General features: G+C 40.0%; 22 protein-coding genes. 18 read left to right on the forward strand and 4 right to left on the reverse strand.

Annotated elements, in window-relative coordinates:
* Positions 1–3: 3 nt before the first annotated feature.
* The 8 genes from ABC357_RS02570 (at position 4) to ABC357_RS02605 (ending at position 5,065) form a co-directional block, all read left to right on the forward strand.
* Complete coding sequence (locus ABC357_RS02570; RefSeq protein ID WP_412885994.1) at positions 4–600, forward strand: GNAT family N-acetyltransferase; 597 nt, start codon at positions 4–6, stop codon at positions 598–600.
* A 42-nt stretch (positions 601–642) separates the two neighbouring features.
* A complete protein-coding gene (locus ABC357_RS02575; RefSeq protein ID WP_412885995.1) occupies positions 643–1,110 on the forward strand; it encodes an SAM-dependent methyltransferase in 468 nt (155 codons plus the stop codon).
* 31 nt (positions 1,111–1,141) lie between these two features.
* Positions 1,142–1,633 carry an NUDIX hydrolase gene (locus ABC357_RS02580; protein WP_412885996.1) on the forward strand — a complete coding sequence of 164 codons (492 nt, stop codon included), beginning with the start codon at positions 1,142–1,144 and terminating at the stop codon, positions 1,631–1,633.
* 27 nt (positions 1,634–1,660) lie between these two features.
* Positions 1,661–2,668, forward strand: a complete 1,008-nt coding sequence (locus ABC357_RS02585; RefSeq protein ID WP_412885997.1) for a phosphotransferase family protein — start codon at positions 1,661–1,663, stop codon at positions 2,666–2,668.
* Between the two features lie 173 nt (positions 2,669–2,841).
* Positions 2,842–3,324: an RNA polymerase sigma factor gene (locus tag ABC357_RS02590; protein WP_412885998.1), complete on the forward strand. Its 483-nt coding sequence runs from the start codon at positions 2,842–2,844 to the stop codon at positions 3,322–3,324.
* 7 nt (positions 3,325–3,331) lie between these two features.
* Positions 3,332–3,823, forward strand: coding sequence for a zf-HC2 domain-containing protein (locus ABC357_RS02595; RefSeq protein ID WP_412885999.1), 492 nt, complete (start codon positions 3,332–3,334; stop codon positions 3,821–3,823).
* Positions 3,824–3,844: 21 nt separating this feature from the next.
* Positions 3,845–4,504 (forward strand): YesK family protein, encoded by a 660-nt coding sequence (locus tag ABC357_RS02600; RefSeq protein WP_412886000.1) that lies wholly within the window; start codon positions 3,845–3,847, stop codon positions 4,502–4,504.
* A 141-nt stretch (positions 4,505–4,645) separates the two neighbouring features.
* A complete protein-coding gene (locus ABC357_RS02605) occupies positions 4,646–5,065 on the forward strand; it encodes an Rrf2 family transcriptional regulator (RefSeq protein ID WP_412886001.1) in 420 nt (139 codons plus the stop codon).
* 201 nt (positions 5,066–5,266) lie between these two features.
* Here ABC357_RS02605 and ABC357_RS02610 read toward each other — a convergent pair whose 3' ends face one another.
* Entirely contained in the window at positions 5,267–5,893 is a 627-nt protein-coding gene (locus ABC357_RS02610) for a cupin domain-containing protein (protein ID WP_412886002.1), read from the reverse strand.
* A gap of 581 nt (positions 5,894–6,474) precedes the next feature.
* Between ABC357_RS02610 and ABC357_RS02615 the strand changes: the two genes are divergently transcribed.
* The 3 genes from ABC357_RS02615 (at position 6,475) to ABC357_RS02625 (ending at position 8,665) form a co-directional block, all read left to right on the forward strand.
* Positions 6,475–6,957, forward strand: a complete 483-nt coding sequence (locus ABC357_RS02615) for a DUF2975 domain-containing protein (RefSeq protein WP_412886003.1) — start codon at positions 6,475–6,477, stop codon at positions 6,955–6,957.
* A gap of 10 nt (positions 6,958–6,967) precedes the next feature.
* A complete protein-coding gene (locus ABC357_RS02620) occupies positions 6,968–7,189 on the forward strand; it encodes a helix-turn-helix domain-containing protein (RefSeq protein ID WP_412886004.1) in 222 nt (73 codons plus the stop codon).
* A 186-nt stretch (positions 7,190–7,375) separates the two neighbouring features.
* Positions 7,376–8,665, forward strand: coding sequence for an MFS transporter (locus tag ABC357_RS02625; RefSeq protein WP_412886005.1), 1,290 nt, complete (start codon positions 7,376–7,378; stop codon positions 8,663–8,665).
* Positions 8,666–8,827: 162 nt separating this feature from the next.
* On the opposite strand, the gene ABC357_RS02630 is transcribed toward ABC357_RS02625, so the two are convergent.
* Positions 8,828–9,460, reverse strand: coding sequence for an NAD(P)-dependent oxidoreductase (locus tag ABC357_RS02630; protein ID WP_412886006.1), 633 nt, complete (start codon positions 9,458–9,460; stop codon positions 8,828–8,830).
* 192 nt (positions 9,461–9,652) lie between these two features.
* Here ABC357_RS02630 and ABC357_RS02635 point away from each other — a divergent pair, with 192 nt between their 5' ends.
* The 6 genes from ABC357_RS02635 (at position 9,653) to ABC357_RS02660 (ending at position 13,817) form a co-directional block, all read left to right on the forward strand.
* Complete coding sequence (locus ABC357_RS02635; RefSeq protein WP_412886007.1) at positions 9,653–10,288, forward strand: DUF6944 family repetitive protein; 636 nt, start codon at positions 9,653–9,655, stop codon at positions 10,286–10,288.
* 243 nt (positions 10,289–10,531) lie between these two features.
* Positions 10,532–11,359 (forward strand): aminoglycoside adenylyltransferase domain-containing protein, encoded by an 828-nt coding sequence (locus tag ABC357_RS02640; RefSeq protein ID WP_412886008.1) that lies wholly within the window; start codon positions 10,532–10,534, stop codon positions 11,357–11,359.
* Positions 11,356–11,961, forward strand: a complete 606-nt coding sequence (locus ABC357_RS02645) for a hypothetical protein (RefSeq protein WP_412886009.1) — start codon at positions 11,356–11,358, stop codon at positions 11,959–11,961. The genes ABC357_RS02640 and ABC357_RS02645 overlap by 4 nt, the downstream gene beginning before the upstream one ends.
* A gap of 64 nt (positions 11,962–12,025) precedes the next feature.
* Positions 12,026–12,913, forward strand: a complete 888-nt coding sequence (locus ABC357_RS02650) for a hypothetical protein (protein ID WP_412886010.1) — start codon at positions 12,026–12,028, stop codon at positions 12,911–12,913.
* Between the two features lie 76 nt (positions 12,914–12,989).
* Complete coding sequence (locus tag ABC357_RS02655) at positions 12,990–13,331, forward strand: VOC family protein (protein WP_412886011.1); 342 nt, start codon at positions 12,990–12,992, stop codon at positions 13,329–13,331.
* A gap of 96 nt (positions 13,332–13,427) precedes the next feature.
* The gene (locus ABC357_RS02660; protein WP_412886012.1) at positions 13,428–13,817 is read left to right on the forward strand and encodes a hypothetical protein; all 390 of its coding nucleotides are present in this window, start codon (positions 13,428–13,430) and stop codon (positions 13,815–13,817) included.
* 46 nt (positions 13,818–13,863) lie between these two features.
* Here the strand turns inward: ABC357_RS02660 and ABC357_RS02665 are convergent, their stop codons facing one another.
* On the reverse strand, positions 13,864–14,322 hold the full coding sequence (locus tag ABC357_RS02665; protein WP_412886013.1) for a universal stress protein: 459 nt from the start codon (positions 14,320–14,322) through the stop codon (positions 13,864–13,866).
* Positions 14,323–14,449: 127 nt separating this feature from the next.
* Between ABC357_RS02665 and ABC357_RS02670 the strand changes: the two genes are divergently transcribed.
* Positions 14,450–14,578 (forward strand): hypothetical protein, encoded by a 129-nt coding sequence (locus ABC357_RS02670; RefSeq protein WP_412886014.1) that lies wholly within the window; start codon positions 14,450–14,452, stop codon positions 14,576–14,578.
* A 161-nt stretch (positions 14,579–14,739) separates the two neighbouring features.
* Here the strand turns inward: ABC357_RS02670 and ABC357_RS02675 are convergent, their stop codons facing one another.
* Entirely contained in the window at positions 14,740–15,837 is a 1,098-nt protein-coding gene (locus ABC357_RS02675; protein WP_412886015.1) for a M24 family metallopeptidase, read from the reverse strand.
* Positions 15,838–15,957: the final 120 nt, after the last annotated feature.

Below are 15,957 nucleotides of genomic sequence, written 5' to 3' on the forward strand. Positions count from 1 at the left end.
AAGATGGATACAAAATTACGGTTGGAATGCCCAGTGCTTGAAAATGAAAGAATTCGTTTGGAGCCGATGAAACAAGAGGATGCGCCAGGCTTATTTGCTATCAGTAGTCCGGATATATGGGCATTCATGCTACGGAAAGTAGAAACAGAAGAAGAGATGTACCAATGGGTCAGGGAAGCTGTGGCTAATTGCCATAAAGGAACAGCCTTGCCATTTGTCGTATTACTGAAAGAATCGAATCAAGTGGCCGGAACAACGAGGCTCCTTGGAATAGACATGGAACAAAGATGCTGTGAACTGGGATCCACATGGTACAGCGTCCCTTTTCAACGTTCTTTTGTCAATTCTGATGTTAAAAAACTTCTTCTTACATATTGTTTTGAAGAACTTCAGTTCATAAGGGTACAGTTGAAAACAGATGAAAGAAATATCCGCTCCCAAAAAGCAATCGAACGGTTAGGGGCTGTCAAGGAAGGGATTATCAGGAACGAACGTATTCTTTCAAATGGCTATATCCGCAATGCCATCCTTTATTCCATTACGAGTGGTGAATGGCCAACAGTAAAACAGGGATTTATTGAACGGGAATCTACATACTAGTTACATATTTAGATTGTATTTTAATGAAAGGGGTTGATGGGGATGTCGGAATTTACAATTGTATCCATCGGGACAGTCAAAAATAAGCGAAGCGCACCCCTAGATGACCGCTGGGGAGACATTGTTTCGGAGATTGAATTGCATGAAGGCTTTGACCGAAGCAGCCTTGAAGGGATCGACGCATTCAGCCATCTAGAGATCATCTTTCTGTTTCATCTTGTCCAAGATAGCGATATTCAAGATGCTGCCAGGCATCCAAGAAATAATCCCCAATATCCGAAAGTCGGCATATTTGCCCAGCGTGGGAAGAATCGCCCTAATAAACTTGGGGCTACGATTGTGGAATTCATCAAGAAGGAAGGGAATTCACTATACGTTAAAGGATTGGATGCAGTTAATGGCAGCCCTGTAGTGGACATCAAACCAGTGATGGAGGAATTTTTGCCGGATAAGGATATGGTTCGCCAACCGTGCTGGGCAACAGATTTGATGAAGTATTATTGGGAATAAGGATATTTTATATGAAAAAAGGAGGAAAGACATGGAAGGGACAGAATGTAAAAAAGCCGATTTGGAAACGGAAATAGGAGGAACTATCCTAAAGTGCAGATCCGCCGGTTTCATTGTCAAACAGGATAAGATACTCCTGCATAAAGGGAAAAAAGAGCAATTCTGGGCTCCTGTCGGCGGAAAAATTCAAGCGATGGAATCGTCAGAGGAAACGGTGGCCAGGGAGTATAAGGAAGAACTGGGGATAGAGGTGAAAGTGGAGAGACTATTATGGATGGCTGAACATTTTTATACATATGACAGCAAGAGATACCAGGAATACTGTTTTATTTACTTGCTGAAGGATGTACATGGTGTGCTGAATGGCAAGGATACAGATTTTTCTAGGGCGGACGATCCATCCTTTGAATACAGATGGTTTCCTTTTGATGAATCGAATTCCTTGCCGTTTAAGCCGAGGTTTTTAGAAGGGAAGCTTGATCAGATGCCGGAAGCATTTGTGCATCTGATTGATCGTGATTGAGAGTTTATAGAGGGGAGAGGGTTTTGTATGACCGCAACGGTTCTATTTGCTTCCGGACAGCTTGGGGATATAAAGGATGGACAAATCCAGAATATGCTTGACCAGTATGGGTATGGGAATCTGATTTCTTTTCGCAAGACTTCTCAAGGAGCCATGGAGCAGACCCTGCATATTGAATCATCTAGAGGGTCTTTCATTTTAAAGGGGAATCCTTTGTATCCAGGCCAGCTTGCAGAAGAAAAATTCTTTATTGACCAAATTGCCAAAAGGACGAATATACCTGTTCCAACTCCTTACATAATTGATGAAACGAAGAATATATTCGAATGGAGCTATTCAATCATGCCATGTTTGCCGGGATCTCATTTGGATTCTGCCCGGATACAAGAAAGCATCTGTGGAAAAGACAGCATACAATTGGCTGAATTGCTTGCTGAAACATTAACCATTCTGCACAGCTGGAAATCAGAAGTGTTTGGCGAATGGGATACAACAGAGGGACATGTAAAACCTTTTTCTGAATCATATCCGGACTGGCTTTTTTCGAGGGTCAAGCATTGGCTGAAGGACGCGGAGAAGTATTCTGTGATCAAGCTTGAAGATTATAGATGGGTGGAGGAGATGTTGGAGTCCTCAAGAGCCGTTTTTACAACCTTCGAATCACCTACATTTGTGATGGGCGACTTTAAGCCAGGCAATTTTCTTGTTGCGAGAGATACAAGATGGAAGATAAGCGGCGTTTTTGATTTTACGAATGCTTATTTTGCCGATCCCTTATCCGATCTTGCAAAGATGGCGATTCATTATTGGGATCATCAAAAAGGTGACGAAGCTGCCCATTTTATTCAATTATATACAAGGAATAACGCCATCAAGGAAAATGAACGCATTCGCCTCCATATCCATTTGCTCCATCAACGGGTATTGGATTGGGGATGCGCCCATGCTATCGGAGCAGTCACGTGGGAGAAACAGCTTTCATTCTCAGATTGGATGAAAAGGTATATAGATAAAACAGAGAGGTTATTCGTATAAGTTGCAAAGTAATGGATGATGGATATCTTAAGACTGTCAAATCGACGGTCTTTTTGTTTTGCCTAAATGTGAATGTTTAACGCTTTACAGATCGAGAAAATTTCCATAATATGCAACTTTCTTGGTTTTGAATCGTCCTTATAGAGAGATTTTGCAGGGGGAAAATGCCTAAAATGAACCCATTGGAATTCATTGAACAAATATATAAAGAACATTATGTTTATTTGAGGAATTTATTGATTAGTCTAACCAAAAATGAAGAGATGGCAGATGACGTTATTCAAGATCTATTTGCAAAAATCCTTATGAATCCTTCGCTTATTTTAAATGTGGTGTATATGAAAAGCTGGCTAGTGAAAGGAGCTAAAAATACGTTGTTGGATTATTACAAAAAGAAAAAACCGGAACTGCTAAAGGATGGAAATCTGATGGAATCCTTATTAATCAATAATCAGACACCGGAAATGAAAATGGTAATGAACAGCCAGATTGATAGCTTACTTGGAGATTTATCTACAATCGATCGGACGATCCTTCTCGCTAAAGTACATTATGGCTATGATTACCAAGAAATTAGCGATTTACTGGATATACCTATCTCTACATTAAAATCAAAAGTGTTCAGGATGAGAAAACAAATGGCTAAAGAGAGGTAAAAATGAAATGGATGTTAATCAAAAGATTCATTTACTAGCTTTTGAGTTAATTCCTGTTATTAATGATTTAGACGATGAAACAAAGGAAATCGTGTTGGAACACATTCAGCATTGCTCTGAATGCCGACATTTCTATAAGAACGTAATTAGAGCAGATGAAAGTTTGCCGAAAGCGACTCCTTCAAATGAAATGGAGATTAGGCCATTAAAAAAATTAGTTCAATTTAATCGCGGACTAAAACTATTTCTTATTTTTATCAGGGCTGTCATTCTCTTTTATATTCTTTATTCAGGATTGCATTTTTATGATTGGGAAACATCTTCCATTGCGGCAATGGAATATATACAAGGAGTCCTGTACTTATTTTATCTTCCTGCTTCTTTATTCTTGATTATATTCACGATTACATTTTTTAATAAAAAATGGATATGGGCTTCCGTTATCTTTGATTTGATGATTGTATTGTTTTTTGACCATTTCCTTGCATTTTTTAACTAACCAATTTTGGAGGTGCAGATCATGCTTTCTCTTATTCTGTTTGGCTTGTTTTTTGGTTTCCTTATTTTTCTCTTCACTTTAATCGCTTCTAAGAAAAACGGCGCGTTTTATTTTGCTCCTTTAGTAACATTCCTATCTTCTGTGCTCATTACTGCGTATGGTTTATTTAAAATTGGCGGATTTGAAGGGATGGCATATGGCTTTTTAGGGGCTGGCTTATTAATTGTAGCCACTGTAGGGGTGCTGCTGCTTCCGTTAATAACCCGAAAAATGAATAAAAGACCCCTGAATAGAGCAGATAAATCCATTTTGATCATCTCTCCCTTCTTATTTTTTGTAACCATTGGATTGATTTTCTTCTTGAGCGAGGATTACTGGGTGATTGACCAAGGTGTAAAAACGGTAAATGCCCCTTCGCTGGACAGCTATTATACAGTATCCACTATCTCTGAAGGCTCAAAGCAGATTAGCATACTATTCGGTGAAAAATATGCTGGTAAAAAAATAAAAATAAAAAAGGTGAGCAAGTTGGGAAATACAGAAATTATGTTGAAAGTGGAGGATGGCAATGAGAAAGAAAAAACCCCTTTTCTGAATATAGGGATTGATTCAATCGTTGAACCTCTTGAAATCCGAACGGCAGATGGAGATATCATCAAGCCCAAGAATAAAAATAATTGATTATTTCCATTCGGAGGGGATTGGAGGGTGCAGATATGTCTGGTGTGTACCATGATCTGTTACAATTATAAGATGGACAGTTGTTACTTATTGACTTCATAGCAGCTGTTACGTAAACTTGACAACAATGGTGGTGAAAAAATGGTAAACACACGTTTTTCTGTGGCGATTCATATATTGGCGCTTATTGCATCCAATCCGGCGCAGCAGATGTCTTCCGAGTTTATTGCAGGCAGTGTGAATACGAATCCTGTTGTTATCAGGCGCACAAGCAGCCTTCTGAAGAAAGCTGGCCTGCTCTCTTCCAGGGCAGGAGTAACAGGGTTTAAGCTATCAAAGGAACCTTCCGAAATTACGTTGCTGGATATTTATGAAGCAGTTTCTTCAAATGAAGAGTTTTTTTCCATACACAAAGGCCCGAATCCTAATTGTGAGGTAGGGAAAAACATTCAATCAACATTACATGAGACATTTAGTAAAATTGATCAGACAGTTAAAGGAAAATTGGCAGAATTGACATTGGTGGATATTTTATCCGGACTTCAGTTAGAGCAGCCATGAACTATAAGGGGATCATTTAGGTTCTCTTGCCGGAAAAAAACTAGGACCATATAAGTCTAAACATATTAAGTTCAACTAAAAAAATCGCAATCGAATCCGGTGCGATTTTTTTATATGGCTACCTATTCATGTCAAGGACAGAAATCACAGTAGCTAAACAGATATCCCATGCAGATCAGGGATATTTGAATATGTGTTAGTTCAATATTGGCGATACGGATGAATGTATGGATTCTGTGGGTATTGTTGGATATATTGGACTTGTTGATGCTTTCGATAAGAATTATTTTCGTTTATTCTGCAGTCCTTGTAAGGCCCGATATAAGTAGAGGGCTTAATAGGTGCAATTGCTTGTTCCCATTGGTTTTGATCCATGCAATAGGTATGAGACATGACATTTGCAGGAGTAAATGTCAAAATATCGGAACCTAAAATCACTTCTGGAGTAGGTGCGTTAAAAATGGCCAAAAGATGTGTATCATCTATTAAAGCTATTTCATAATGCCACCATCCTTGAGGGACATTTGCCACTTGTCCAGGTGTAATGGTGAAATCGAGCAATTGTTTTGTGAAAGGATTCAGAATGGATACAGTAGCAGAACCGGAAATGCAATAGACGAGTTCGGCTGCATTTTGATGGTAATGCGGTTCCACAACATTATTTCTACTGAGGAAAATATCCAGGAGCGACACATTTTCAAGTGTGTTCAACTGTTGTATACCTAAAACATTGATATAGTTTTTGTTATCTTTCTGAAACAAGGTGCTATTATTTACATCAGATGTATACTGAGTGGATGGAGATGTATAATCCATATATGAAACCATCAGTCTTTTTCACCTCTACTATTTATACATAAACTTATAGGCATGTTATGCACCTATATTTAGTCCGGTGTGTATTTTTTAAGGAATTTGGAATTCTTTTTCAACAAGGGTTTATTATAGAAAGAAGGCTTGGCCATTGAAAAAAGGTCTGTGGAAAAAGAATACTCTGTTTTTATAAACTATGAAACAACTATAAAAGTAGAAGTTGTGTTTAACCAATTTGGACAAATTGGTCTACAAGGCTATAGGCAAGAACATGCACTCATTATTCGTTGAAATGGAAAGTGATCAAAGTTTTTTCATCTCTACTTTAGTGGAGCTAAAGGAATTGTTGGCCATTATGGTGATTTAAATGGAATACGAAAATAAGATACTTATACACATAACAAGTAGAAGGCAAAGGCCGTTTTTTCTTATGGAACGTATGAGGAGGCTTCCTTATAGGGAAAAAACAGTGTATTTCTAAACCGAAGGTGTGTCTTCAGATGAAGTATTCAATTATACATATCAATAAAAATTTATTGTTAATCGATAAATAGTATGGTACATTCAAGGGTATAAAACTATGTGAGGTGCTTTTTATGAAGAAAGTGTCAACGCTCTTTTTAAAGGTAACGGTTATTCTCATGGGAATTCCGGTTCTTGCCTTATGCATCTTTTTGGTGCCTAAGATAGCGGATTATGCGGCAGTATTGGTTCCGGATAGTTCATTTATCAAATACCTCGTTATACTCTTTTTTTATGTAACAGCGATCCCTTTTTACTTTGCTTTATATCAAACCTTTAAACTTTTATGCTATATTGACAAAAATAAAGCATTCTCGGAAATATCTGTGCGCCATTTGAAACAGATAAAAAATTGTGCAATCACAATCAGTATTTTGTATGTGGCAGGCTTGCCGCTCTTTTATCTAATAGCGGATAGAGATGACGCCCCAGGTGTTATTCTGATCGGCTTGGTCATCATTTTTGCTTCAATGGTAATCGCTGTCTTTGCAGCTGTTCTTCAAAAACTGTTAAAAGAAGCGATTGATATAAAATCAGAAAATGACTTAACGGTCTGAGGTGATAAACATGGCAATAATAATCAATATTGATGTGATGTTGGCCAAAAGAAAAATGAGTGTAACGGAACTGTCAGAGAGGGTTGGAATAACAATGGCTAACCTTTCTATATTGAAGAATGGGAAGGCAAAGGCTATTAGGCTAACAACGTTAGAGGCCATTTGCAAAGCGTTGGACTGCCAGCCTGGAGACATTTTAGAATATAAAAGCGATGAAAGCACTCAAGACTAGTAGACAACAAATTCAAGATTCGATGGGGGGAAAGCTGGGGCTGCCATCTAGGCAGCCTTTTCATTTTGGAATGTATGGAGCAGAATAGCCGAATACCCCTTAACGAAAAGAGAATGCATGATGGAATGTAAATCACAGATGAACTACTCATATATGAAAAGAACGTACTGAAAGGGGGACGAAATATTGGATGGAAGATTATCATCACATATACAAGAATACGTTGATTCTCCTGAAAAACAGGTACAGCTATACAGAAGGACGCTAATTATTGTTGTAATATCCCAAATGTTTGGGGGAGCGGGATTGGCGGCAGGTATAACTGTTGGAGCGTTAATTGCCCAAGATATGTTAGGTACAAGCAGCTTTGCTGGTGTTCCGACTGCATTATTCACGTTAGGTTCTGCTTTAGCAGCTTTCCTAGTTGGTTGGCTATCGCAACGTTTTGGCAGAAGATTTGGTCTTTCCACTGGTTTTATTGCCGGTGGAATCGGGGCGATAGGTGTAGTTGCAGCGGCTAAAACAGACAGCATTGCGCTTTTGTTTTTTTCATTGTTTATATATGGGGCAGGTACTGCAACTAACTTACAGGCGCGATATGCTGGAACTGACATGGCCAATTCGGCTCAAAGGGCCACAGCTGTCAGTATTGCTATGGTGTCAACTACGTTAGGTGCTGTCGCAGGTCCTAATTTAGTTGATGTAATGGGCGGATTTGCCACTTCGGTAGGAGTTCCGCCATTGTCAGACCCATTTTTATTGGCTGCCGCTGCTTATATTCTTGCTGGATTGATTTTGATGATTCTACTCCGGCCGGATCCTTTTATCGTTGCAAAAGCAATTGTAGATTCTAAAGCCAGGAGCCTTCAATCCGAACATAGTTCGGATAAGGAGGGAAATGAGAAAAATAAACGTGGTATTATGGTTGGGGCGGCCGTCATGATCCTCACACAAATGATTATGGTGGCCATTATGACTATGACTCCCGTGCACATGAAACACCATGGGCAAGAAATGGCTCAAGTGGGGATAGTAATTGGAATCCACGTTGGGGCAATGTATCTTCCTTCACTTGTGACCGGTTATTTGGTCGATAAAATGGGCCGTACTTTTATGGCAGTTGCTTCAGGAGCTACATTATTAAGTGCTGGTTTAGTGGCTGCTCTAGTTCCTGCAGACTCTATGCCAGGGCTTATTTTGGCCTTAGCATTGCTAGGAATCGGTTGGAACTTCGGTTTAATAAGCGGGACAGCACTGATTATTGATGCGGCATCACCGGACACCCGAGCTAAAACGCAAGGTACTGTAGATGTATTGATTGCTTTAGCTGGAGCATCAGGAGGCGCTTTATCTGGCTTTATTGTTGCACAATCAAGTTATGCTGCTTTGGCTTTCATTGGAGCCATCCTTTCGCTAGCCATGATTCCAATTGTCGTTTGGGTGCGAATCACATCACAAAGCGAGAGATCTCTTTAAGTTAGCAGATATGCAATTCAATAAGAAAAGAAGAACGCTTAGGGAAATACACCCCCAAGCGTTTTTTTTGGTTTTATTATCTCAAAGAATTTTACCTATAGATAATGTTCTCTAAAAGAGAAATCGTTAGCATACACGCATCCTTTCTCATTTGCAGACTAATTAGTTTGAAATGACCGTATAACGTTGATTCAAATGTTTGGGCTGCTCGATTTCATCCAAAGCTGCTGTGGCAAAGTCAGCATAGCTTAAGTAGCTTTCACCTTGAGTATTTACAAGAAGGACATCTTCACCAGTACGGTAACCCGTTTTTTCTCCACTTGGATCGAAAATGGCTGATGGGCTGATAAATGTCCAGTGAAAGCCTTGGGATTGCTGCAAATCTTCAAGGTTTTTCCCTTGGTTTGAAGCTGTCGGAATAAACTCATCAGGAAAATCAGCTGTATCCATCACACGCGTTGTTTTTTGCTCATCTGCATAAAGGCTGCCGGCGCCTCCCACAACAATCAAGCGCGTGTCTGGCGCTCCTTTCATTGCATCTATCAATACTCTGCCAGCTTGGACATGAAGGTTTTCTTGGCCGGGGACAGCGCCAAATGCGTTTACAATGGCGTCGAACGGTTTGAGATCATCCGCCTTTAAATCAAAAATATCTTTTTCAATGACGTTTACCTTAGAGTCTGTTACCTTTTGGGCATTTCTGACGATAGCTGCCACTTCATGCCCTCTTTCCGCCGCTTCCTTTAACAATAGATTTCCGGCCTTTCCTGTTGCGCCGATGATAGCAATTTTCATTATGTATTCCTCCTTTTTAGATGTAACTTTAATTGTTACATGTAACAATTAAAGTTACAACTGTTTTATAGTCAAATGATAAGGCCTTCTGCATCAAATTAGGAATTGTAACAATGGTTTCCAAAATTTTATGAAATAGTGTGCTCTGAACCAAAAGCCCCCTTTTGTATACACTACTATAGGTGATCCAAAATGGTGATCGAAGAGACGGTTACAGATTCAACGACCTTTGCATTATGGATTGAAGCTATTGGAACAATTTTGTCAGCGATCGGCAATACACCGAGTAACATCTTCAGCCAATCTTTTTTATATAATCTTGATAATATCGGCGATATTCTTCAGGTAACGGGAACTGGGATTCAAATTGATGATGAAAGAGTTCTCTCTCTGAATAAACTGGGCAACTATATTATAGCTGCGGGCAATTTGGAGGAAATAGCCGCTGATTTTCTCCTTGAAAGGGAATCAGGCTTACAACAGCTGCTATTAAATCAAGGGAATGCCATCCAGGCAGCGGGAACGGGGCTAGCAGTCATTTATTCATTTGGACAGACACCGACTCTTTCCAATATTTATGGCTTATACGCTAATGTATTGCAGTTGGTCGGGCTGGCTCTGCAAGTGCTGGCGGGAGGATTCCCTTCTGACAATGAGACAGGGACAGTCATCAATACGATCGGCAATTGGGTGCAGGCATCAGGAGCCGTTCTGGCAGTTGTGAGCCAGGAATTGGAGAATGCGGATAGTTCTAATGAGTCTGAAAGCAGCGTTAATGGGGAAGGAAAATATAACTATAGCTTTTACCTTCAGCATTCAACCGCTTGAAAACACTCGTCCAGCCATTTATGGAGGGGTGTTTTTTACTGCAGGTAAAAGAAGGATTATACAAAAATTAAGAGAATATATGGAAAAGAATGAATAAAAAAAGGATAATGAAAACTATTTCTTGCCTATGAAGCGAAAACATCAGATGGATTGCTTCCAATGTAATAACACCTATTCTTAGAATCAGCGATGGAATCTATTCAGGAAGCATACGGAAAGCGATGCGAAATAGGAGGAGGAAGCATGAACGCAAAATTGCCTGATAAAGTTCAATGCCTTTTACATATGTACATAGAGAGGATGAATGTTCTCATTCCTGATATGGTTGAAGGTTTATATATACATGGTTCACTCGCATTAGGGGCATTTGTTGAACGATCGAGTGATATCGATTTCATTACTGTCATAAAGCGCCCCCTCACAAATGAAGAGCTGGAAAAAGTGGCAGACATCCATCGTTGGATAGCCGCTTCCTATCCTTCTCCAGAAATGGATGGAGTCTATATGACTAAGGGCGATTTGGAAGATGTACATTCGGAATGCCAATCATTACCATACGTTAGTAGCGGTGAATTGTATGTCGGGCCATATTTCAATGATAATCCAGTTACTTGGCATGTTATGGAAAAATACGGAATCAGAGTATTGGGCCCTGAAACCTGTGGGTTGAACCTTAGAGGCAAAGCAGGCAGCCTGATTCCTTATGTGATCGCGAATATGAACAGCTACTGGACTTCAAGAGTTGGCGGTTTGGAAGCGGGCAAAGACAGCATCAGTCTACTTTCAAAGGAGCAGATTGATGTAGAAATTGAATGGTCTGTTCTAGGCTTATTAAGGCAATTTTATACGATAAGAGAGGATGCGGTTATTTCAAAGCTCGGAGCAGGCGAGTACGCTCTTAATCATGTGGCGGAGGAATGGCGGCCGATTATCCGGGAAGCAATCTCAATCCGCCTCGGAAAAACGGATCGTGTTTATAGAACGGAGAGGGAAAGAGTAGAGACGATGATCGATTTTATGAAATACATTATGGATCAATACCTCATGATAAAGAAGGAGGAATGGCGGTGAGCAATTTTCCTGGCAGTCGATTTTCAACTATTTATGATGAAGAACTGATTCCGATTGATAGGCAAATATGTGCCCTTATAAAGAAAAGAAATGATTTATCACCGCAATCCGGTTTTCCGCCAGACTCCCTTTTGATGGAATGGATAAGGGAGTTTGGATTCCATGAAGACTTTATTCGGTCTGTTTTCAGCACGTTGAGATTGTCAGAGTTTTTCAAGCCGAAAATAGAGCCTGCAGGATATCGTAAGCATCTGCCAGTGCTGCGTTCGACTGAAGTGAATCAACGCTTCTATTCTGTTTCGTATATACGCCAATATGAGAATGCGAGCGTCATCCAGCTGCATATCGATTGGAATGAGGAAGTCATCACCCATATCCGCATAGATAGAAGTGAGCGGAAAACTCTTGGATTATGGATAGGGGAAGAGTATGAATGCCGACAGGAACGAAGCGGCGGATCGAACGGCTATTATTCGCACACATTTATCGTTTCTCCGCCGCTGCCGGATGATTTAATCGGCGTAAAGCTGCTCTTTATAGAATATAGCGATCCTTTTGGCGATGAACCGACAGGGTTGGAGATCAAGATGGATATTGGATGATATGTGCAACTAATAGCTAATCGGCAACTGGCATAGCAAAAAAGAAGGGGAAGGAGAAAAGAAAGTGAAGCTTATACCGACAGATTCGGATATACAGTTCTGGATAGATACGTATGTACCTTTGAAAGATCTCTTTTTTATAACAGAAGTTGACCTTGAGAAGTTGAACATAGATGTCCGCCATGTTCTTTTGATGCCTAGCAAAGAATTTTTTCAGCATCCGTCTTATAGCCAAATTGGCTTTGTAAATAGTTATGAATATTGGAATATAAAGAAATGCACTTATGTAATTGTAGCCCGGCCGGAGTGGATTGAACAATTGCCGGAGAAGAAACGGGCATATTTATTGAATGTCCAGATAGAGATAGGAAGGGGATTGGTATGGCCGATTTCCTTTTTTGAAAAAGGGGTAAACTTGCCGTCTCGTTATATTGTAGGAGAATCTATCGTGATCCAGCGTAACATGTGGGATATGCTAAGCGCAGATATAAAAAAAGCCGCTATGATGAAAATGGTGGGAAAGTGGTGGGAGGATGGAAAGTGTGAAGCCATTCATGACGGTGTACCATCACATGTAAAATTATATGCCAATTCGTTTGGGAGACATGAAGGCGCCAATTGTTTAGCGGCTGTTATCTTTGCAGTCAGCGGGACAGAGTGGATGATGAATGAATGGCTTCACCAGGAAACATTTTTAGAGTGCTTGAAGCAGCACTTATATTCTGAAACAGCAGCTGAGGTTTTTTTTGCTGGAGATGTTGCTGTCTGGAAGGATGGTAATGGAGTTATCCAGCATGCCTCTTATTATTGCGGGGAACAGATTTTTTTCAATAAACAGGGACAGACCACTTATAATGCATGGAAATTGGTGGCCGAAAACGATTTAATGGTTGAATGGCAAGACTTAAGTATACATATTTATCGAAAAAAACAAAAGTACATAACGAGCTAATATTAGAAGGAAATGGAAGTCAAATGCAGAAATATATAATTGGTTAAACATGTTTGAAATGGAAGGAGAAGAGCACATGAAATTAGCTTTTTTATGCCATCCGGTCGAACGGCTGCAAGAATCATTATCCTTTTACCGCGATGAATTAGGATTTGAAGAGGCTTGGCGGGAAGGTGACCACACAATTGCTTTAAAGCTGCCAGGTTCAGAAGTTCAATTAATGATTGAAGATGACGGAGAAGGGGTAGCTGCGGGGGGAACCTTTATTGTGGACAGTGTTGATGAATTTTATCGAATCAATAAAGAGAATTTCGACTTCTTGAAGCTGCCATGCGATATACCGCCGGGACGATACGCTATTTTTCAGGATGCTTCAGGCAACCCAATCAGAATACTCGACATGAGCAATGAAGCTTAGTTCATAATGGGGGATTTTCTAAGATGATATTTCGGCGGAAATATCATCTTTTTATAAGAAGTGATTGGCCGTATGAAAGGAGGGAGCATGTCCTGCATGCGGAATGGCTTACAATCAAAACAAAAAGACGTCATTATTGTTTTATTGCTTATAATCATCATAGGGATGTTTGTCTATCATCGCTACTTTCAAGTGAACACTTCTTTGAAGCTGTATCAGAGAATAGGAATGGCAGGCACTAATTACAGTAAGATCGATGCTTTATTTTTAAAAGAACTGCAGGGAACCTTGCCCAAAGCTGTATATCATGACTTTAAAAGTTTAAATGAGAAGGGAAGCCCCAATAAAATCAGCCAGTACAGTATTTTTGAATATGGGGAGCTTGGTAAAAAGGTCATTATTGAAGTGACACCCGGGCAGGAAAATGTAAGAATACGAAGTATAGATGTGAAAGAGGACAATTCTCAAGGTTCATTTTTGGATTGAACAAAAAGAGCGCAGAATGGTTTCTGGCGCTCTTTTCGGTATATGCTTATTCTTCTTCTTTTTCTTTTTGTGTTCTGACAACCAAAACATCGCATGGTGCATAACGGGTGATATGTTCAGAAACACTACCTATAAGGAAGCGTTCCACAGCATTCAGGCCAGTCGCCCCACAGATGATCAAGTCGATGTTATGTTTCTTGGCAAGGTCTTTAGGTACTTTCACTTTTGGAGAACCGTATTCGACCTCAACCTGAACAGTATGTACGCCATCTTGTTCAGCGGCTGCTTTGTACTCTTCCAATAGTTCCTTGGCATATGATTCAGAGCGTTCCGCCATTGTACGGTCATATGCTTCGATTGTTGCAAAGTTGCGAGTGTCAATTACATGAGCAATGACTAATTTTGCATTGTTGCGTTTAGAAATTTCGACTGCTTTCTTAAATGCCCATTCAGCCTCTTTAGATCCATCCACTGCGACAAGAATGTTTTTATAAGTTAAACTCATAATCATTGCGCCTCCTTTTGTATACTCACTATTATATCAAATGTAGATAGTGAATTTGTTGAAAAATAACGAATTTTAACAGTAATAAGATTTTTTACTATTACGACAGGAGAAAGGGGGGGCAGCTTTGAAAAACAATCAAAAGAATGAATTTATATACGATGAAAAAGGATTGGAAGAAACGCAGCGGCAATTGCAGGAAGCCTACGGGCATGAACCTGTGAAAGAAAAAAGAAAAAAAAGCAAAGAAAAATAGAAATTTGTATGGAGATTGGCGGCAGCGGGTGAAATAAAGAGAACATGAATAGAAGAAAGCGATGCATGAAACAATCATTGCATCGCTTTCTTTTCGTGCTTATTTGCTTCCGCCTAGGCAAAAAGAGGGCATCTTGGAGGATGCAGTCTTTTCTTGATGGTTTATTTAATGATTTGCAATTCTTTAGGGAATTTTGTCAGGATTTCGCAGCCGTTTTCAGTGACATAAATGTCATCTTCGATACGAACTCCGGCCACGTCTGGAACGTAGATTCCCGGTTCAATTGTGTATACCATTCCTTTTTGCAAAGGAAGTGTATTCGTTTCCGTCAACGAAGGATACTCATGGACGGAAATGCCAAGGCCATGGCCTAATCGGTGAGGGAAGTAGTCGCCATATCCTTTTTCGGCTATGTAATTGCGTGCTGCTGCATCGACTTCAGAGCATAATGAGCCCGGCTTGCTTAGATCAATTGCCGCTAATTGTGCACCAAGGACTGTATCGTAGATTTCTTTTTGCTTATCATTGATATCGCCATATGCAACTGTACGTGTAATATCTGAGCAATATCCTTCATAAACGACACCTAAATCGAACAGGACAAGGTCGCCTTTTTTAATTTTAGCCTGCCCTGGAGTGCCGTGGGGAGAAGCTGCATTTTTGCCTGTCAATACCATTGTGGCAAAGGACATTTGATTGATGCCTTTTTTCTTCATTTCATATTCGATAGCGGCAAGGACATCCATTTCTGTCTTGCCTTCCTGGATTTCATTGACCCCTACTTGAACTGCATAATCGGCTAGACGGCAAGCTTCACGAAGAATTTCCAGCTCTTTTTCGTCCTTGATCATGCGTAGTTGGCGCAATTTTTCTTCTGCAGAAACAAGTGCAGGGGCGGCAAAAGCTTCCTGGATCGCTTCGTAACGCTCGATGTTCATATGTTCTTTTTCAACAGCAACTGTTTTCACATCAATATTTCTTTTTTCAATCGCTGTCTTGATCATGTCCCATGGATTTTCAATATCTGTGTAACCGATAATTTCATGAGCCCAACCTGTTTGTTTGGCATCATTCACTTCCATCTTAGGGCAAATTAGAATTGGGTCTGCATCGGGGAAGACAGCCAAAGATAATAATCTCTCGTGAGGATCGCTATAGAAGCCGCTTAAATGGAAAACGTTTTCTGTAGATGTGATGAAGGCAGCTGAAATATGTTGTTGTTGTAACCAGTTTTTAAAAAGCTCTAATCGATTATTCATTCTAATTCCTCCTATTGAATCAACTATTTTGAGATTACCAGTATAAAAGGGTAATTGCAAACTGTTATACTTAAAGAAAAGAAGGGTATAAAGGTAGCGAAATATCTGTATGGAAAGGGG

Source organism: Bacillus kalamii, assembly GCF_047238185.1.
GTDB lineage: Bacteria > Bacillota > Bacilli > Bacillales > DSM-1321 > Bacillus_AD.